Raw genomic sequence first — 18,463 nt, forward strand, 5'->3', positions numbered from 1 at the left:
TCTAAACCAAGATGAAATAACTATTGCGCAAAAAAAATGCCCTTGTACAAGGGCATTTTTTTTATTCCTGTACTAAGCTGGTTAATATACCAGAAAGGGAATTTCCCTTCAAGTTAAATACCTTGAAAGAAAATCCCCTTTTGTTAGAGTACAATCCATACAAGCTGACTTGAATGATACATCTACATCCATAACCCTAGAATTTAATCGCTGCCCGGATCAATTTTAATGAGTTTGCGCGGTTCCTGTTCCTTCTCACCATACCAAACCAGCACATCTGCGAACAGATCCATAATGCGAATAAAACTCTCCTTGTCGGCTGCTGAAATTTGGTCAGCATGCATAAAGATATCGTCAAAGCAAAGCTTACGGACAAATTCAGTGTACTTTGCATATACCTCGCGCCCTTTCGCCGAAGGTTTGACATAAATGTCTTTGCGGTTACCGCTTAAATGATATTTTTCGAGCAAGCCTTTTTCCGTCAGATTCTTCACATTCTTAGAAAATGTACTGCGGCTAACGCCCAAACGTGCTGCCATCTCTGACATTTTCTCCTCCTTATCCTCTGCTTCCAGAATATATTCCAGGGTCTGGATCTGAGAGGCGGAGAACATCACGTCCGTACCATAGCTTCGCTGCAGCTTATAGGTGTTCGAATATGCATTGCCGTACTTGATAATTTTCTCAATCATGGTCCGATGGTCGCCCATCCAATCTAATTTCATGAGTAATCCCTTTCATATTTAGATTCTCTTTCCTTTACTCTACTGAAATTAGATATGTTTTTCAATCCATGTAATCGCTTCTTCTATGACTTCATGTCTAGTCGGTTCATTAAATATTTCATGCATGAGATGTGCATAGATCTTCAACGTTTTGTCAGTCGAGGCAATGTCTCCGTAGAATTCACGTGAATCCTGCTCGCTCACCAGCCCATCGTTTGCTCCATGCAGAACGAGCACCGGGTCCACAAACTGCTTGGCATGTTCTTTTAACCACGCCACGCCATTCCCCAGGCTATTAAAAAGATCCACAGAAATTTGTTTTTCTACCAGTGGGTCACTTGCGTAAGCGGATACAACCTCAGGGTCACTGCATACGCCACTGCCAAGCTCATTCGGGAAATACGTCCCTGTAGGAAGATCAAGCGGCAGCTCACCAGCAACCTTCGTATTGTAACGGGTAAGTGCTCCTGATAAAACAATGCCTTTGACCTTGCCTGGATATTTCGTGCCAAATGACGCAGTTGCAAATCCGCCCATACTATGACCAATGACAAATACTGGGAGATCATTGCTCTCTTGCAAGGCGCTATCAACTACGACATTTACATCCTCGATGATTTGGTGAAAATCACTGTAGAATGTACGCTTTCCTTCAGATCTCGCATGACCACGATGGTCGAATCGATATACGTTACAACCTCGTTTGTTTAATTGCTTCGTCAACTCATCATAACGCCCGGCATGCTCGCACAGCCCATGAACAATGACCACGGCTGCCTTCGCATCTTCGGCTGTATCCTTGCTGAAATATAGCTGTGTTCCGTCAAATGATTTAATCGTTGTCTCACTGTGGTTCATATTCATCCCATCCTTTTCATGGTGCTAAAGCATCCAGAAGATCACATCATTGAGCTTTGAGCACATTTAGTTAGCATTACCATGTCCACTAATCCAATAATATTTAGTTTTCTATGAAGACTATATTGTTTCTTACAGAAACAATATAACATCAGTTTTGCGCTATTGTCCATCAAATTTTTAAGCGTTTACATAAAATCGGAAAGGGAATTAATGCACTGAGCGGTGCTAATATCAATGTAGCTTCGCCCTCGTTTCAATCAACGCCCTTCAAGTCGAGTTCATAATGCGATTATTTTTTGGAGTAAGACAATATGAGCGTTTTGGCAACAGACACGGGAAAAGAGATCCATAAAAAGCAAAAAACCTCTTGGATACCAAGAGGTTTTCGAGTATGGAGCCTAGGGGGATCGAACCCCTGACCTCATCGCTGCCAGCGATGCGCTCTCCCAGCTGAGCTAAGGCCCCACATTAAATATGTACTTGTCCGCTTCAGCGATGTTCCACAGGCGACTCCTATATCATATAAAATGCAGCTTTAGCTGTCAATAACTTTTTCAGAAGGCAAAGTGTTTGGAGAAGAACAACCTCTGTACAGACAAGAACACTCATAATTACAAGCCCAGACTGCTCTTCTCCCTTAATCCACTTCTTTAATCGTCGAGATCCTCTTTGGACAACAACGATTTCAGTTCTTTCATGAACATATTGATGTCTTTGAATTGGCGATACACGGAAGCGAACCGCACATAGGCAACTTCATCAACCGGGAACAACTGCTCCATCAACAGCTCGCCAATTTGGCGGCTTTCCACTTCAGCTTCAGCAGTGTTACGCAGTGACTTCTCCACCTCGGAAACCATCATCTCCAGCGTCTCTACAGAGACAGGACGTTTCTCACAAGCCCGAATAAGGCCACGGAGAATTTTGTCGCGACTAAACTCTTCACGGCTGCCATCTTTCTTGATCACGATCAGCGGTGTCTCTTCGACCATTTCAAACGTCGTAAAACGGCGACTGCACTGCTCGCACTCACGACGACGGCGGATGGATTTTGATTCATTAGCAGGCCTAGAATCCAGCACTTTTGTACCCAGATAGGCGCAATAAGGACATTTCAACTCAGATCACTTCCCATGTTTTTCTTTTACCATAAATTCCCTGTCACTTCTAGTTATGAAAATCGCATTGAAGACACATAATACTTTTACCAACCGCGAGGAGGTGAACAGCAATGGCACAAAACAGCAACGGTAACTCCAACAACTTGGTAGTAACTCGCGCTTCCGCAGCACTGGAGCAATTGAAATATGAAGTTGCTCAAGAACTCGGAATCAGCATCCCACAAGACGGATACCAAGGTAACATGACTTCTTACGAGAACGGTTCGATCGGTGGATACATCACGAAACGTCTGGTAACAATTGCAGAACAGCAATTGGCAGGTCAATACCAATAATATCTGCATTGTAATACGTTAGACAGAGGAGCATGGAGCGGCCGGTGAATAACCGGCCTGCTCTGTGCTTCTACTATTAAATAAGACATACGATATCAAAATTCAATTCAAACCGATTGTACTCCAGACAACTGCATAATCCAAGCAATTAGCGATTAGAACGTATTATAGATCTTTACATACTGATTATAATAATAAATGACTCGTTGTACATAGTGCCGGGTTTCTCCAAAAGGAATATCTTTGACTGTCTCGAATGAGCCGTCCCAAACACCATCTCTGATCCATCCACTTACTTTGCCTGGTCCGGCATTGTAAGCGGCAATCATGGCCGTTTCATTGCCGTCAAACTGTTCTGAGAGGTTACGCAGGTACCATGTCCCAAGCTGAATGTTCCTGCCCGGTTCATGTTTCAGCTCCTCTAACGAGGTCCCGGGAATTTTGGCCTGCTCCATGATCCAGTTGGCCGTATCCGGCATCAGCTGCATCAGCCCGATGGCACCTCTTCTGGATTCCTTGCTTGTCTTGAAATTGGTTTCCACCTTGATGATGGAAGCGATAAGGAAAGGGTCTACCTCATAGCTCTGAGACTGCGCACGAATCTCTTCCTTGTAATGAATCGGATAAAACCACGCCATCCAGTTTGTATTCAGGAACAGCACCAATACAAATGAAACAAACATCAACAGCAGTACCCGTTTCTTACGCAGTAACTTCATATCAGACCCTTATGCTGCAAAAATGAAATAACCTGCTGCTCCGTCTCCGACCATAAGCCGCTGTTGTCAATGACCACGTCAGCACGCTGCTTCTTATGTTCAATATCCATCTGCGCATTAATACGGGCGTCAGCCTGTTCCTCTGTCATGCCATCCCGACTCATCAGCCGCTCCCGCTGCACGGATCTTGGGACGTAAACAACGACAACCTCATCAAATCCATTTTCCAGACCGGATTCAAACAATAAAGGAATATCCGATACCACAAGCTTGTCCGGATAGGCTTCTTCATATGCAGCAGCACGCTCCCGCATCTCCTGGCGAATAGCCGGATGTGTGATTGCCTCGAGCGCTTTACGCTCCTCGGGATTTTGAAACACAATGCTGCCCAGCTTTTTACGGTCCAGTGTTCCGTCTTCATTTAATATGGCTTGTCCAAACCGCTGAACAGCGGCAGCCAAAACAGGATGCCCGGGCATCATGACCTCCCGGGCAATCACGTCTGCATCAATCAGCAGCGCTCCCTTACTGGCAAGAAGGGCGGAAACACTGCTCTTTCCCGTTGCGATCCCGCCGGTTAAGCCAATATTCATCGTTTCACCTCATAACAGCTTCATTATTCCCATAATCATCAGTAACAACGCAGGAAGTACGGACAGTCTTCTCATCCAGCGCAGAGCTGAAAAGCGCAATCCAACTTTCATGCCTATTAACAGAAATGCGCCACTGAACAGCGCGATGACAAGTGCAGTCCACAATGTGGGGAAACCGAGCAAAGCAGCTCCGAGCCCTGCACCGAAGGCATCCAGTGACAGCGCGATTCCAAGCCACATCGCTTCCTGAGCAGATATGCTTCCCGAATTGTCCATATCTGCTTTGGAAGGACTGCGTAATATTTGAATGACAACTCCTAATTTCCGCAGTTCCAGTGTAAATACCATGCGTTCCAGCGATCCGCCGGATACAGATGGTTCAAGATCAAGTGCCAGCACTTGATTTCTGCCTTTGACCGGCGCTGCATGGATTGCTTGCTCTTCATCTCCGACTGCTTCCGTTCCCTCTTCCGATTCGAGGCGATCCTTCCCCTGCTTACGGATCAACTGAATTAATGACCACGCACCGATGGCAATCAGAATAACCGCACCAACGAACGAAGCCACATCAGGAGATACCACATGGGATAGCAGAACTCCCACCTGCATGGACAACGCAATGACCAACCCCGAACAAATGGAGATGACAGCAATGGATAACAGCGGGATCTTCGTCCTGCGCAGCCCGTATGTAATCCCGACACCAAAACCATCTAAACTAAGCGCCAAAGCAAGCGCCAGCAATGAAATAAAATGATGCAGCACCCTGGATTCCTCCCCTGTGCGGGAACTCGTTTCCACCTACCGTTACAGGTAGGTATTCGCCCGCTTATTTCTGCCATATCAGTATATGGAGGGAGTAATCCATGGGTGCTACGTTTTAATCATTTCGTTCATTCCGGTACAAATTCAAACCGTTAGCGTGTAAACGACAATTTCAATTTGTATCTTCTTTGGGTCACTTTAATGGTTGGCACTTCGGACAGTAATGCGTCCCGCGACCGCCAACAACGCTTTTCTCAATCAATGTACCACAAGTTGTACAAGGCTCGGATTTGCGACCATAGATTTTCAGTTGATGCTGAAACATGCCCATCTCACCTTGTCCATTAACATACGATTTGATGGAGGATCCGCCTGCATTCACGGCATCCTGCAGCGTAGCTACAATAGCCTCGTGCAGCACCGTCAATTGTGCTTCAGTCAGCGTCTTGGCAATGGTTTCGGGGTGAATACCAGCGCGAAAAAGGGCTTCGTCCACATAAATATTCCCGATGCCAACGACATATGCCTGATTTAACAACACAGCCTTGATTTTGGTTGTCCGTTTACCAACAGCTTCACGAAATGCAGTCACGGTAAATGCCGGATCCAGCGGCTCAAGGCCGAGCTTCAACAAAGGTTTGGATACGAGCTCTTCGCCTGCTGCAAACAAATGCATGGTTCCAAACTGTCGTACGTCCTTGTATCTCAATTCCGTGCCATCTGTGAAGTGAAAGATAACATGGGTATGCTTCTCTACTTCTTCGTGCTGCTCGTATACGCCGTATCGACCTTCCATCCGCAGATGGGAGACCAGTACCAGCCCGTCCAACAAAATCCGTAAAAACTTCCCTCTGCGCTCCACTCCGATGATGGTGTGGCCTGCGAGTTCCAGTGCAAATGCTTCTATATCGTCCGGCCGCTGAATGATGCGCGGCAAGTTAACGGTTACGCGTTCAATGGTCTTACCTACAACAAGCTGATTCAATGTTCTTCTGACTGTTTCGACTTCCGGTAATTCCGGCATGATGTTCTCACCTCCCCTATATTATAACGGAAGTTGAGCTTCAGCGGGACCCCTTCTTCTGTCGAATCCTTGTGAGGAAATGTTTGTAAATAAACGGAAATACATGCCGGTTGGTTATTTGGCTTCGTACCAGTTTTCCCCGAAACTTACTTCTGCTTTAAGCGGTACCGAGAGCTCCAATGCTTTTTCCATAACGGATGGCACCAGCTCCTTCATCAGCTCCAGCTCATCCGCAGGTACTTCAAATACAAGTTCGTCATGTACCTGAAGCAGCATACGACTCTTCAATTGGCGTTCCCGTAGCGCTTCATCCATCTGTACCATGGCCAGCTTGATGATATCTGCCGCTGTTCCCTGAATAGGTGTATTCATCGCCGTACGTTCTGCGAAGGAACGCAGATTGAAGTTGCTGGCATTAATCTCTGGCAGGTAGCGACGTCGTTCCAACAGCGTTTTAACGTAGCCATCCTGGCGAGCTTCCTTCACAATGTCATCCATATATCGGCGCACACCCTGGAAGACTTCAAAATACTGATCGATGAACTGTGCTGCCTCTTTACGCGTAATATGCAGATTCTGAGACAATCCATAATCACTTATTCCATACACGATACCAAAGTTAACTGCTTTGGCGGAACGACGCATATCCCCATCCACATCTTCAGGCTTCACACCAAATACATCCGAAGCAGTCTTGGTATGAATATCCATATCATTGACAAACGCTTCCTTCAAGCGCTCATCATCCGAAATATGGGCCAGTACACGCAGTTCAATCTGGGAATAGTCTGCTGCCAGAATGGACCATCCTGGCTCGGAAGGAACAAATACCTTCCGGATTTTGCGACCTTCTTCCATCCGAATCGGAATGTTCTGCAAGTTAGGGAATTGACTGCTAAGTCGTCCCGTTGCAGCAATGGTCTGACGATAATACGTATGCACCTTGCCATCCCGATCAGAAATCTCTTTAAGCAAGCCCTCCACATAAGTGGATTGCAGTTTGGCAAGCTGACGATATTGCAGAATATGCTTGACCACATCATTATAAGGAGCCAATTTCTCCAAGACTTCCGCATCTGTGGAATAGCCTGTTTTTGTTTTTTTCACCACTGGCAAACCCAGTCTATCAAACAAAATCTCACCCAGCTGCTTCGGTGAATTCAGATTGAATTCTGTACCGGATAGTCGGTAAATCTCCGCCATCAGCCTGCTGATCTGTTCCTCGAACTCACGTCCCAAGGCCTGCAGATCTGCTGTATTCGCTTTAATCCCCTGTTTCTCCATGTCTGCCAGAATGCGTGATAACGGCATCTCCAATTCGTGAAAGAGCGCGTTCATCTCATCATTCTCAAGTGCCTGCTCCTGAAGAGGAATAATGGCAGCCACGGCAGCAGCCTTCCGGCACAGGAAATCGCCCAGGATTTCTACATCAGGCACCTTGTATCTTGCACCCTTCCCCATAACCGTGTCGTCTTCAGCCAGGGAAGGCAAGCCATACTTCGAAGTTAAGCCGCTAATGGTCTGATTGGATTCCGTCGGGTCAAGCAAGTAGGCAGCAAGCTGCACATCGAAGGATGCTCCGGCGAATTCAAGACCATGCGCGTGCAGAGCTAGATCGACGCGGTGCAGATCATAACCACGTTTGGGCTTGTCCGGATTACCAAGCCATTCACGAACCGGGACCGCTGCTTCAGAATGTAACACCTCGGGTGAAAGGAAGACATACGTCTCACCTGATCCAATCGCTACCCCAATCAATTTCGCTTGATGTGGATTATCACCATGGGTCTCCACGTGGAGAACATCAATGGATTCCAGGGAGCCAAACAGCTCACCAATCGTTTCTTCTGTAGCAATCGTGGATTCCACTTCGGCAGCTGGTACCGCTTCAGCTGCAGAGCCTGCACTCCCACTGAATGACAAGCGTTCGAGCAAGGATTTGAATTCAAGCTTGGCCAGTGCTGGCCCTGCCTGTTCTTCTTTTAACCCGGCGAACTGCATGTCATCCCAGGTTTGTTCCAGCGGCACTTCGCGGTGAATGGTCGCCAGCTCTTTGCTCATCCGGGCATCTTCGGCATGTGTCTCAATCTTTTCTTTCATTTTACCTTTCAATTCACCTGTGCCGTTCAACACTTCCTCGACAGAACCGAATTGATGCAGAAGTTTCAAGGCAGTCTTCTCTCCGACTCCGGGAATACCCGGAATATTATCAGAGGCATCGCCCATCAGGCCTTTGAGATCGATAATTTGGAGTGGCGTCAGACCATACCGTTCCTTAATTTGAGCAGGGTCATACAGTTCGATATCCGTTACCCCTTTGCGCGTGAGACCGATATGTACATGTTCGGAGGCAAGCTGCAGCATATCCTTGTCACCCGATACAACCAATACCTGTCTTCCAGCCTCGTCTGCGCGTTTGGTTAACGTTCCGATGATATCGTCCGCTTCAAACCCGGCCAGCTCAAACTGGGCAATACCCAATCCTTGCAGCAATTCTTTGAGTAATGGAAACTGTTCCGACAGCTCGGGTGGTGTTTTTTCACGGCCACCTTTATACTCCTGGTAACCTTCGTGACGGAAAGTGACTTTGCCAGCATCAAATGCCACCATGACATGGGTTGGCTTATGCTCTTCCAGCAATCGGAGCAGCATGGTGGTGAAGCCATACACCGCATTGGTATGCAATCCTTTCGAATTCGTCAGAGGAGGCATTGCAAAAAACGCCCGGTAAATAATGCTATTTCCATCTATGAGAATAAACTTTTCCATTCCAGCACCTCACGTATCGTATGGTCAAACCCTCAAGTACATCTACTCTCATGATAACATACACACCTGTTACAACAAAAAAGATTGGGCATCTTTTTACACATTCCATCCAGCAAAAAAAGAACTCTCTCCACAGACAGCCTGTCGTTTGCAGGCTGCCGGGAAAAAGTCCCTTGTTTTTGCAGCAAATCGTCCCCAATTCCACTGATTTGCCGTTACTGATTATTGGTTCAAATCCGGACGCTTACCTGTTACCAGATAAACCGTGCTCTCCCCAATGTTGGTTGCATGATCGCCTATGCGTTCAATATAGCGTCCTACCAACATGAGCAGCATGGCCTGAGAGGCCTGAGTTGGATGAGAGGTCATGAAACTGTATAGATCTCCAATCATATGACTGTACAGCTGGTCCACCTGATCATCCGTTTGTGCCATTTTGTAAGCCAGATCCGTATTTTCCTTCAGGAACGACTCGATGGATTCATCAATCATCTCTTTGACGATTTCCGCCATACGCGGGATATCCACAAGTGGCTTAATCAGCTCCTGGCCTTCCATACGAAGCGTCACTTTGGCAACGTCCAAGGCGAGATCGCCCATACGCTCGAGATCACTTGAGATTTTGAACGCCACAATAATACGGCGCAAATCCTTCGCGACTGGCTGCTGGGTAATAATGAGCTTGGAGCCCAGTTCCATGATTTTGTCTTCAAGCGCATTCAGATTCGCATCATTCTTGATGATGACCTGAGCTTTCTCAGCATCCAATGTCCGTAAACTCTCAATGGCACCATCCAATGCCGTTCCTACATGCTCACCCATTTGCCGAAGCAAAATGCGAAGCTCTTCAAGCTCCTGATCAAATTCTTTCCTGCGAATCATAGGTTTCCATGTCCCCCTTGTCCATCATCTCCGGATACGCCGGGTTCGTTCGAATTCAGCTTGCTTAACCGAACCGTCCGGATATATAATCCTCGGTTCGGGAATCCTGGGGCGTGGAGAACAGCGTTTCTGTATCAGCGGCCTCCACAACTTCACCATTCAGGAAAAATACTGTCTTACCCGATACGCGGGCAGCCTGATGCATGTTGTGGGTTACCATGACGATGGTGTACTTGTTGTGCAGTTCCTTGACCAGTTCCTCGATCTTTAATGTCGAGATGGGGTCCAGGGCCGAAGTGGCTTCATCCATTAGCAGTACATCAGGCTGTACCGCGAGGGCTCGTGCAATACAGAGTCGCTGCTGTTGACCGCCGGACAGACTAAGCGCCGATTTTTTGAGTACATCCTTGACCTCATCCCACAATGCAGCGTGCACAAGACTTTGCTCAACCAACTGGTCCAGCTCCGCCTTCTGGGTAACACCGTGCAAACGGGGGCCGTATGCGACATTATCATAGATTGATTTTGGAAAAGGATTGGGCTGCTGAAACACCATGCCTACTCGTTTGCGCAGCGTTTCAACTTCGATTTCATTACTGTAGATATCCGATCCATCGAGCAGAACTTGTCCCTCGACACGTACTCCCGGAATCATGTCATTCATCCGGTTTAATGTACGGAGCAACGTGGATTTACCACAACCTGACGGTCCAATGAATGCAGTTACGGTTCGTTCCGGCAGGTCCATTGATATATTTTTAAGCGCATGATGCGTATCATAGTACAAATTAAGTCCTTCAATGTGAATGAGTTCCTTCATGGATGTTCACTTCTCCTTCGCTGGAGGGACAAACCAAGCTCCCTTTACGTTGAGGCCGAGGCCAGATCAATAATCTTCAACATCTCGGTCATCCTTAATATCCTACCTTCTTATTGTAAAAAGAGTATCACTTTCATGTTAACGGAATGTAAAAAGACATCCTTCAACAAGCCATGACCTTCCCATTCCGATCACAGATGGTAAATGATGTCTATCTTTGTTTACAATTCTCCCCCAGAAATCATAGAATCCAGTTTTTTTCGTATATAATCTGCCACTTCTCCAGTCTGCTTGCCTTCCTCTGCGATGTTGGCAGCAATATGCAGCATACCTTCCACGGCGGAGTTTAAACGGTTGAAAGCTGCACTTCCTTCAGTAACATGTACGGAGCTGTCGTCAATTTCAGCAGCACTGGCGCGAACCAGTTCAACGGTTTGTCTGGTTAATTCACCGATCCCTTCGAGTAATGAGGACATATCTCCCGCAACCTCACGAGTTTGTTTGGCTAAGGCCCGAATCTCGCTGGCAACAACCTGGAAGCCTCGCCCATACTCGCCAGCGTGAGCTGCCTCGATGGAAGCATTCATCGCAAGCAACGCACTCTGATCGGCCAGAGAACGAATGGAACGTGCCATGCCCGCTCCGGTTTCTATTGAGGTCAGCATATCATTCGCATGCTTGCGCTGTCCTCCCATGTGCTGATGTACGCGGTTATACGAAGCCTCAACCTGCATAAGACTGCTTGCGCCCTGTTCAGACAATTGAATAATTTGTTTCGCATCTTCTCCCGCCTTTCCAGCGGATTGAACCAGTTTCGTAATCGACTCATGAATCCGGGATATTTCTTTCTGGCTCTCGGTAATGGTGTGAACGCGCTCTTCTCCAGCCTCGTGCTGCATCCTTCTGGAAAGGGACATGAGATCCCGCATGGTTAATACGCCAAGCAGCCTGTTCTCCTCCGTTACAATGATGCAATCATAGAAATGCTCCTCACTTCGTGACAAGGCTACATCAATCACTTCTGGCGCATCAGCTAGTACATCCACGACTACCGGAGATGAATTAGCAACATGCGATATGGACTTGCGATAAAACAAATCCGCGGCGAAACGTCCATTCAGTATTCGATACAAGGTTTCCCGCATCAATAACCCCAGCGGGCGATTCTGATCGTCACCCAATACAACACATGGATATTTCTGTTCCTGACTCAGTATGCTAGCAGCCTCTCCACAAGTGGTATGCACCCCCACCATGGGAACCTGACGGCAGTATTCTCGGATGGGCACCTGGTTGTTAAGGGTTAATTCTGTAAGATCATCCTGAGTTAAACGAATCGAGTCATCCTCATGCTTATATGCATCTTCTACGGATAGATCAGGCTTCTCTTCGAGCAACGTGGGCATAAATGCGCAATCTCCTTTACGTATGAGCTCCGTCCTGAGATGGGTTATGTAGGTCCTAAGAATCACTCGGACAAGTTCATGCTACTCCCTCGATGTAAAGGAAAATAAAGGTTTATGTAAATCAGACGTAAAATAAAACTCCCCGATCATTACGAACTCGAATGATGGGGAGTTTTTCTTTTTACAACCAGTTTATAACCTACACCTCGAATGGAATCAATGTGTACGGATTCCGGGTCCAGCTCTAGCTTTTTACGCAATGAACTTACATGAACGTCTACGGTGCGCTGGCCTCCAATATAATCGAAGCCCCAGACCGCATTCATCAGGTCATCACGTGTAAGAACAACGCCTGGCTTCTTGGCTAAGTAGAGCAGAACTTCAAATTCTTTGGGACGCAGACTTATGGATTGTCCACCCAGCGTCACTTCATACTTCAGTGGATAGATCTCAAGTTCGCCCAGTACAATTCGTGAACCATCCTTGTCCTCTGGCTGCGGCAGGTCATCACCATTGGAATATCTTCTTAATACGGCGTCCACCCTGGCCAGCAGTTCCGACACGCCAAAGGGCTTTGTAATATAGTCGTCAGCTCCGGATTTCAGACCCTGTACCACCTCGGCTTCACCGTTCTTCGCCGTAAGGATGATGACGGGTGTAGTTACACCCTGAACTCTTAATTTGTTCAGAATATCCAGACCGTTCATTCCGGGCAGCATCAGATCCAGCAGAATCAAATCAAAGTCCTGCGAAACTGCACGGTCATATCCTGAAGATCCATGATCCTCAGCCGTAACGTCATAACCTTCCTGTGTAAGGTTGTACGTAAGCAATCTCGATAATGTAGGTTCATCTTCAATAACTAGCAAACGCTGTGCCATGATACCCCTTCTCTCCTTATAGGTTGTCTGTTGCCACAACACTTTTTATATCATAGCACTTATTTGTTAACGCTGTGTAAAGCAATTCATTCGATTTTACAAATCACTTCTTCAGGCCTAGATTTCTTCATCCTGTATCAGGGGAAGGATGACCTTGAACGTTGTACCCATGCCAAGTTCACTCTCAACCGATAACTTGCCGTGGTGCAGCTCAACCAGATGTTTCACAATGGATAACCCAAGCCCCGTACCACCAGAGTTGCGTGATCTTCCTTTGTCTACCCGGTAGAAACGTTCAAAAATTCTCGGCAGGTCCTTCTTCGGAATACCAATCCCGGTGTCCGATACTGCAAATACCACCTGTTCCTCGGTTTCACCATGTTCGACCGTCACCTGTAATTTAACACGTCCCCCTTCAGGAGTGTAGTTAATCCCGTTCGAGAGCAGGTTAATGAAAATCTGTTTCATTTTATCCTCGTCGGCCTCGATATACAGTTCCTCTGGCACAAACATCTGCAGACGAATCTGCTTCTTCTCTGCCACTTTGGATAGTGTACCCAGAACCATCTCGAAGAACGAATGCACATGTACAGGAGAACATTGCAGCGGTGCCCGCTTGGATTCGATCTTGGATAACTCCAGAATATCCCCGATTAACCGGTTTAATCGATCGCCTTCGTCATAGATGATCTGCAAGAATGACCGTTCCGTCTCTTTGTCCTGCACTCCCCCGCTGAGCAGCGTCTCCGCAAACCCTTTGACCGCGGCCACAGGAGTCTTCAATTCATGGGAAACATTCGCTACGAACTCACTGCGCATCGACTCCAGTCTGCGTATCGCCGTAACATCCTGCAATAGGAACAGCATCCCGCGGTATCCGCCATCATCTTCAGTCATCGGAACACCGTCAATACGAATCAGACGTTCCTCGGGGTTAAAAATACTTACCTCCTCATGCATCCGTTCCTGAACAGCTACACTTTCTTCAATCGTCCGCGTCAATTCATAATGTTTCTTTAATTCGATATAGGGTTTACCTGTCACGCGTTCCGATTGAATACCCAGCATACGCTCTGCTTCCCGGTTTACCAGTGCTATGGATTGGGACGCATCAATCATGACAATGCCGCCTGCCATGTTGGCCAGGACACTCTGAAGTAGTGCCTCATTATCACGAATCGTTTTGAGCTGTGTCTGTAGACTGTCAGCCATTCCGTTAATTGCCAGTCCAAGCTGTCCAATTTCGTCTCTGCGTGTGACCTTTACCCTTGCATCGTACTCCAGTTTGGTAATCTGGTGAGCTACCTTCGTGATGTGTTCGATCGGTGAGGTTAATCCCCGAGCAACCCGGTAACTAACCAGAGCCACAATCAGGAACAACAGCCCCAAGGCTACAAACATGATTAACCAGCCACGTTGTAACCCCTGGTCCACAGCAGCCAAACTCATGGATAATCGGATGTAACCATCGAATTCTCCGCCTGGCACTTCTACCATGTCACTTTGATCCGAGTTCACGGGCAGAGCGACATATAACATATCTTCTCCCAGTGTCTCACTGAAACGGATGGACTGGCCATAACCATCACCAACTGCACCCTTGATTTCTTCCCGGTCCAGGTGATTATCCATTGTAGCAGGATCACTCTCTGAATCTCCAATGACCGTTCCATCCCGATTAATAAACGTTACCCTGGAATCGGTGAGCTTCTCCAGCTCGCCTGCCCGATCCGAATAGTACTTTCTTGTTTCTGCCGAGGTTGGATCGGTCGCATCATGGAAAGGAAATGTTGCCTTGAGCAAATTGATTTCACGCACCATCGTTTGTTCCAGAGCCGTGGTGTGTGTTGTTTTAAATACTCTGCCCATCGTATATCCAGCCACAATGACGGATACACCAATCAATATCATCATGATGATGGAAAGGCGAACTCGAAACGGTCTCATTAATCTCTTCCTTTTTTAGTTAATCTCAATTATAGGTCAGTTCACTCTATCCGATCGCCACGTGTACCTGGCAGTGAAACCACCAGGAACTCTACTTCATTTGCACTTGTATTTTGCATCTGATGAGGCACACCTGGTGGAATCTCCAGTCCTTCATGTGGCTCAAGTGTATACTCCACGCCATCAAGCTCCATACACGCCACTCCGCTCAGGATAAAAAAGAATTGGCGGCTTACGTTATGGTAATGTCGTATTTCAGCTGTTCCTGCAGGCATGCGTTCATGAATAATACTTAAACCCTCGTTCTGCACGAGATGCCATCCATCACATTGTGCACCCCATATGTAATGTGCTGCGTTTTGTTTGCTAATCTTCATGTTGTATCCTCCCGATAGGTATGTTCCGTCTATCATATCACAGTTGCCTAAGGGACAAATTGGTTTCTAATTGAAACAGATACGACATGAAGTACTTTTGCTGTACGAGGTCCAGGAGAACATGTATCAAGAATATCATGTAACTATCATTTCTGATCCTGACTTTTGTAAACATAGCACAGAAATTTGGGAACATTGTCAAAAAAACATAAAGACGTACCGCCAGCATTGGCTGAACGATACGTCTTTAGATATGTGTGTTGAAAGTATTAACTCGAACCGAGCATCATTTTATCCGTTAACGACTTCGCCACCGTTGATGTGAATGACTTGTCCACTCACATAGGATGAATCATCCGAAGCGAGATATACATATGCAGGAGCCAGCTCATCCGGTTGTCCAGGACGTTTCATCGGCTGCGTAGCGCCGAACTCGCTCACCTTTTTCTCATCAAATGTCGATGGAATCAGTGGTGTCCAGATTGGGCCTGGAGCTACGGCATTTACACGAATGCCTTTTTCAACAACATTCATGGACAGGGAACGCGTGAACGACGTGATCGCTCCTTTGGTGGACGAATAGTCGAGCAGAGTTGGACTACCTCGATAGGCTGTGATGGACGTCGTGTTGATGATTGTGCTGCCTTGCTTCAGATGTGGCATGGCTGCCTGCGTGATATAAAACATCCCGAAGATGTTGGTGCGGAACGTCCGCTCCAGCTGCTCAGGCGTAATATCCTCCAGCTGCTGCTGTGGGTGCTGCTCGGCTGCATTGTTAACCACAATATCCAGCTTGCCTAACTGCTCCACCGTCTGTTGAACAGCTTTCTTGGCAAATGAATCATCACCAATGTCTCCGGCAATCAGGATACACTTGCGTCCTTCCTGTTCCACTTGACGTTTGGTTTCTTCTGCATCCTGGTGCTCGCTCAGGTATACAATGGCTACATCCGCGCCCTCTTTGGCATACGTAACGGCAACTGCACGCCCGATTCCACTGTCACCTCCGGTAATAAGGGCAACTTTGTCCAATAATTTGTCAGCCGCCTTATACTGCGGTTTTTCGAACTCCGGCTTAGGGTGCATCTCCGATTCAATTCCGGGACGCTGGTCCTGATGTTGTGCTGGCATCGTTTTTTGCGATTGTGTATTGGTTGACATTTCACATTCTCCTCTCAAAATGAATGGCTGTAAACTTCTCATTCTGTAGGATGGCATGAACAGTACAGATTATTCCTTCTGCAGCTGACATCATCCAAAACTCACTACGGCTGTCTCGATACTTACTTACCACTCTCTTTTGGAGGTCAAACAGAAAATAGGATGAATTATACATTGCACCAAATTTCGATTATTCTTCAAAAATGACCTGTTTCATGACATAAATTGTATTCCTATGCTGCTTGGGCTGATGTACAATGTACAGTATACAAATGTGATTTTAGTACCTTATACCCGGTATATATCCTGCGTTCGATCAAGCATCTCAAATAACAGATTCTCAATCTGACATGGAGCCAATCAATGGAATCGCACATTAACGCTTATATATCCCTTGTAACCACTTCAGCCGTCCTGAATGTTTTTTTGTGTGTATACACCTATTTTAGAAGAGCAGAAATTTCAAGAGCCAACGTATTTATGCTCTATACGGCTGCCTTATCCGTTTATACCTTTGGTTATGCCATTGAGCTCGCCAGCAATACACTGGAACAAATGAAATTCTGGACGGTAGTGGAGTACATCGGCATGCCTTTCTCCGCCTCCCTCGGCTTGATCCTGATGATCCAGTACACGGGCAAGTCACTATCGAAAAAGGCAACTGCAGCGCTGTTCGTCATTCCGACGATTACGCTCTTCATGGTTGCAACCAATGACTACCACCATTTATTCTACAAAAAAGTATGGCTTCGAACAGATAGTTCTGTTCCTTTGATGGATATTGCCGCTGGCCAATGGTATGTTGTTCACGGAGCATTTACGTTTTCATGTCTATTATGTGCATGTCTAATCCTCATTGCGCAATGGAAACACACCAAGAAAATGTATCGCCGCCAGCTGCTTACATTGATTACATCCCAACTGATACCGATGACGGGTGCCTTTCTTTATTTAATGGGACTGACGCCAGGAGGAATGGATCCTGTGCCGGTACTCATGTGTGTCACTTCATCCATGTACATCTGGGCAATCCTGTCTTCTCGTCTGTTGACCATCGTTCCTATAGCCAAAGACAGTATCTTTGAGAGCATGCGCGAGGGCGTTATTGTTCTGGATGGTTCGAATCGTCTGGTCGATTACAACAAAGCGCTGCGCGATATGCTTCCTGAACTGGAGACAAGCATGGTTGGACAGCCGCTGAATGATATCTGGCTTTCACTGGCCGGTGAGACTTTTCCAGTGGAATACGGAAGAGAAGGCCTGCAGACGGATCTCTATTGGCAGTTACATGGGCAGACGGTCTGTTATCAGGTCAGAACATCTTATGTGTATAACAAAAACGGAGAGACCGTTGGAAGCCTGATCATGCTGATCGATATTACGGAGCAGCGGTTTCTGCAAGAACAATTGAAGCAGCTCGCTTATTTCGACGGTTTGACCAAAATATACAATCGAACGCAGTTCCTGCATAAAGGCCGTGAAATACTGAATGAGGCACAGCTTAGCCATCAGCCTGCAACTTTTATTCTATTTGATATCGATCATTTCAAACGGATCAACGACACTTATGGACACGAAGTTGGGGATCAGGCCCTTGTTCATGTCGTCTCGGTATGTAATCGTTATTTGAACTCTGAAATGGTGTTCGCCCGGTATGGCGGAGAGGAATTTGTCATTGCCCTGCCGAATGCAGCTCTTCAGGATGGAAAGCAGCTAGCCGAGCAGTTACGTGTCGCTTTGCTGAATGACCCTCTTCATGTGGAGGGAAGTCTTGTTCCCATTACTTCAAGCTTTGGGGTTGCACAGTATAGCAGTGAAACGGATTCACTTGAATCCTTGCTTCGGGATGCTGATAGTGCATTATATGAGTCCAAACGAAATGGGCGCAATGCTGTATTTGCTCATTCAGTCAGCCTTGCCTAATCCAATATGTTAAGCAAATAAAAATAGACAGCCCCATGGGTTGTCTATTTTTGATACTAACATGATTACCCTGCCTGCTTGTCTACCCGCATTTTATGCAAGCGTTTTAGATTCTGGTTAACAGGCTGTATCGAGCAATATCTTGCAGATAACT

General features: G+C 46.8%; 17 protein-coding genes and 1 tRNA gene. 2 read left to right on the top strand and 16 right to left on the bottom strand.

Features of this window, described 5'->3' with window-relative positions; translation table 11 throughout:
• Positions 1-203: 203 nt before the first annotated feature.
• From ABIC22_RS29750 to nrdR, 4 genes are all read right to left on the bottom strand, one after another.
• The gene (locus ABIC22_RS29750; protein ID WP_354485711.1) at positions 204-725 is read right to left on the bottom strand and encodes a MarR family winged helix-turn-helix transcriptional regulator; all 522 of its coding nucleotides are present in this window, start codon (positions 723-725) and stop codon (positions 204-206) included.
• Between the two features lie 48 nt (positions 726-773).
• Positions 774-1,583: an alpha/beta hydrolase gene (locus ABIC22_RS29755; RefSeq protein ID WP_354485713.1), complete on the bottom strand. Its 810-nt coding sequence runs from the start codon at positions 1,581-1,583 to the stop codon at positions 774-776.
• Positions 1,584-1,978: 395 nt separating this feature from the next.
• Positions 1,979-2,051: transfer RNA gene (locus tag ABIC22_RS29760), tRNA-Ala, on the bottom strand.
• A gap of 185 nt (positions 2,052-2,236) precedes the next feature.
• On the bottom strand, positions 2,237-2,704 hold the full coding sequence (nrdR, locus tag ABIC22_RS29765) for a transcriptional regulator NrdR (RefSeq protein WP_095288107.1): 468 nt from the start codon (positions 2,702-2,704) through the stop codon (positions 2,237-2,239).
• A 113-nt stretch (positions 2,705-2,817) separates the two neighbouring features.
• Here nrdR and ABIC22_RS29770 point away from each other — a divergent pair, with 113 nt between their 5' ends.
• Complete coding sequence (locus tag ABIC22_RS29770) at positions 2,818-3,042, top strand: alpha/beta-type small acid-soluble spore protein (RefSeq protein WP_095288108.1); 225 nt, start codon at positions 2,818-2,820, stop codon at positions 3,040-3,042.
• A 155-nt stretch (positions 3,043-3,197) separates the two neighbouring features.
• On the opposite strand, the gene ABIC22_RS29775 is transcribed toward ABIC22_RS29770, so the two are convergent.
• The 12 genes from ABIC22_RS29775 to ABIC22_RS29830 form a co-directional block, all read right to left on the bottom strand.
• Complete coding sequence (locus tag ABIC22_RS29775; RefSeq protein ID WP_095358995.1) at positions 3,198-3,761, bottom strand: lytic transglycosylase domain-containing protein; 564 nt, start codon at positions 3,759-3,761, stop codon at positions 3,198-3,200.
• A complete protein-coding gene (gene coaE / locus ABIC22_RS29780) occupies positions 3,758-4,354 on the bottom strand; it encodes a dephospho-CoA kinase (protein ID WP_354485716.1) in 597 nt (198 codons plus the stop codon). The genes ABIC22_RS29775 and coaE overlap by 4 nt, the downstream gene beginning before the upstream one ends.
• 9 nt (positions 4,355-4,363) lie before the next feature.
• On the bottom strand, positions 4,364-5,119 hold the full coding sequence (locus ABIC22_RS29785; RefSeq protein ID WP_127536518.1) for a manganese efflux pump: 756 nt from the start codon (positions 5,117-5,119) through the stop codon (positions 4,364-4,366).
• Between the two features lie 193 nt (positions 5,120-5,312).
• The gene (gene mutM, locus ABIC22_RS29790; RefSeq protein WP_354485718.1) at positions 5,313-6,143 is read right to left on the bottom strand and encodes a DNA-formamidopyrimidine glycosylase; all 831 of its coding nucleotides are present in this window, start codon (positions 6,141-6,143) and stop codon (positions 5,313-5,315) included.
• Between the two features lie 114 nt (positions 6,144-6,257).
• Entirely contained in the window at positions 6,258-8,912 is a 2,655-nt protein-coding gene (gene polA, locus ABIC22_RS29795; RefSeq protein ID WP_354485720.1) for a DNA polymerase I, read from the bottom strand.
• Positions 8,913-9,134: 222 nt separating this feature from the next.
• A complete protein-coding gene (phoU, locus tag ABIC22_RS29800; protein ID WP_095288114.1) occupies positions 9,135-9,794 on the bottom strand; it encodes a phosphate signaling complex protein PhoU in 660 nt (219 codons plus the stop codon).
• Positions 9,795-9,858: 64 nt separating this feature from the next.
• On the bottom strand, positions 9,859-10,614 hold the full coding sequence (gene pstB, locus ABIC22_RS29805; protein ID WP_095288115.1) for a phosphate ABC transporter ATP-binding protein PstB: 756 nt from the start codon (positions 10,612-10,614) through the stop codon (positions 9,859-9,861).
• 221 nt (positions 10,615-10,835) lie between these two features.
• Positions 10,836-12,020 carry a methyl-accepting chemotaxis protein gene (locus ABIC22_RS29810; protein WP_354485723.1) on the bottom strand — a complete coding sequence of 395 codons (1,185 nt, stop codon included), beginning with the start codon at positions 12,018-12,020 and terminating at the stop codon, positions 10,836-10,838.
• Positions 12,021-12,169: 149 nt separating this feature from the next.
• Complete coding sequence (locus tag ABIC22_RS29815; protein ID WP_095288117.1) at positions 12,170-12,901, bottom strand: response regulator transcription factor; 732 nt, start codon at positions 12,899-12,901, stop codon at positions 12,170-12,172.
• Between the two features lie 117 nt (positions 12,902-13,018).
• On the bottom strand, positions 13,019-14,848 hold the full coding sequence (gene pnpS, locus ABIC22_RS29820) for a two-component system histidine kinase PnpS (RefSeq protein WP_354485725.1): 1,830 nt from the start codon (positions 14,846-14,848) through the stop codon (positions 13,019-13,021).
• Between the two features lie 41 nt (positions 14,849-14,889).
• Complete coding sequence (locus ABIC22_RS29825) at positions 14,890-15,225, bottom strand: cupin domain-containing protein (protein ID WP_354485727.1); 336 nt, start codon at positions 15,223-15,225, stop codon at positions 14,890-14,892.
• A gap of 291 nt (positions 15,226-15,516) precedes the next feature.
• Positions 15,517-16,386: an SDR family oxidoreductase gene (locus ABIC22_RS29830; protein ID WP_186812088.1), complete on the bottom strand. Its 870-nt coding sequence runs from the start codon at positions 16,384-16,386 to the stop codon at positions 15,517-15,519.
• 363 nt (positions 16,387-16,749) lie between these two features.
• Between ABIC22_RS29830 and ABIC22_RS29835 the strand changes: the two genes are divergently transcribed.
• Positions 16,750-18,309 carry a histidine kinase N-terminal 7TM domain-containing diguanylate cyclase gene (locus ABIC22_RS29835; RefSeq protein WP_354485729.1) on the top strand — a complete coding sequence of 520 codons (1,560 nt, stop codon included), beginning with the start codon at positions 16,750-16,752 and terminating at the stop codon, positions 18,307-18,309.
• Positions 18,310-18,463 lie beyond the last annotated feature (154 nt).

Origin of the sequence: Paenibacillus sp. PvP094, assembly GCF_040546835.1 — a bacterium.
Classification (GTDB): Bacteria; Bacillota; Bacilli; order Paenibacillales; family Paenibacillaceae; genus Paenibacillus; species Paenibacillus illinoisensis.

Excerpts from the sequence above, each read along its gene's own strand:
- ABIC22_RS29750 (WP_354485711.1), bottom strand. The coding sequence starts at position 725 with ATGAAATTAGATTGGATGGGCGACCATCGGACCATGATTGAGAAAATT.
- ABIC22_RS29755 (WP_354485713.1), bottom strand. The coding sequence starts at position 1,583 with ATGAACCACAGTGAGACAACGATTAAATCATTTGACGGAACACAGCTA.
- ABIC22_RS29770 (WP_095288108.1), top strand. The coding sequence starts at position 2,818 with ATGGCACAAAACAGCAACGGTAACTCCAACAACTTGGTAGTAACTCGC.
- ABIC22_RS29775 (WP_095358995.1), bottom strand. The coding sequence starts at position 3,761 with ATGAAGTTACTGCGTAAGAAACGGGTACTGCTGTTGATGTTTGTTTCA.
- coaE (WP_354485716.1), bottom strand. The coding sequence starts at position 4,354 with ATGAATATTGGCTTAACCGGCGGGATCGCAACGGGAAAGAGCAGTGTT.
- mutM (WP_354485718.1), bottom strand. The coding sequence starts at position 6,143 with ATGCCGGAATTACCGGAAGTCGAAACAGTCAGAAGAACATTGAATCAG.
- polA (WP_354485720.1), bottom strand. The coding sequence starts at position 8,912 with ATGGAAAAGTTTATTCTCATAGATGGAAATAGCATTATTTACCGGGCG.
- phoU (WP_095288114.1), bottom strand. The coding sequence starts at position 9,794 with ATGATTCGCAGGAAAGAATTTGATCAGGAGCTTGAAGAGCTTCGCATT.
- pstB (WP_095288115.1), bottom strand. The coding sequence starts at position 10,614 with ATGAAGGAACTCATTCACATTGAAGGACTTAATTTGTACTATGATACG.
- ABIC22_RS29810 (WP_354485723.1), bottom strand. The coding sequence starts at position 12,020 with ATGCCCACGTTGCTCGAAGAGAAGCCTGATCTATCCGTAGAAGATGCA.
- ABIC22_RS29815 (WP_095288117.1), bottom strand. The coding sequence starts at position 12,901 with ATGGCACAGCGTTTGCTAGTTATTGAAGATGAACCTACATTATCGAGA.
- pnpS (WP_354485725.1), bottom strand. The coding sequence starts at position 14,848 with ATGAGACCGTTTCGAGTTCGCCTTTCCATCATCATGATGATATTGATT.
- ABIC22_RS29825 (WP_354485727.1), bottom strand. The coding sequence starts at position 15,225 with ATGAAGATTAGCAAACAAAACGCAGCACATTACATATGGGGTGCACAA.
- ABIC22_RS29830 (WP_186812088.1), bottom strand. The coding sequence starts at position 16,386 with ATGTCAACCAATACACAATCGCAAAAAACGATGCCAGCACAACATCAG.
- ABIC22_RS29835 (WP_354485729.1), top strand. The coding sequence starts at position 16,750 with ATGGAATCGCACATTAACGCTTATATATCCCTTGTAACCACTTCAGCC.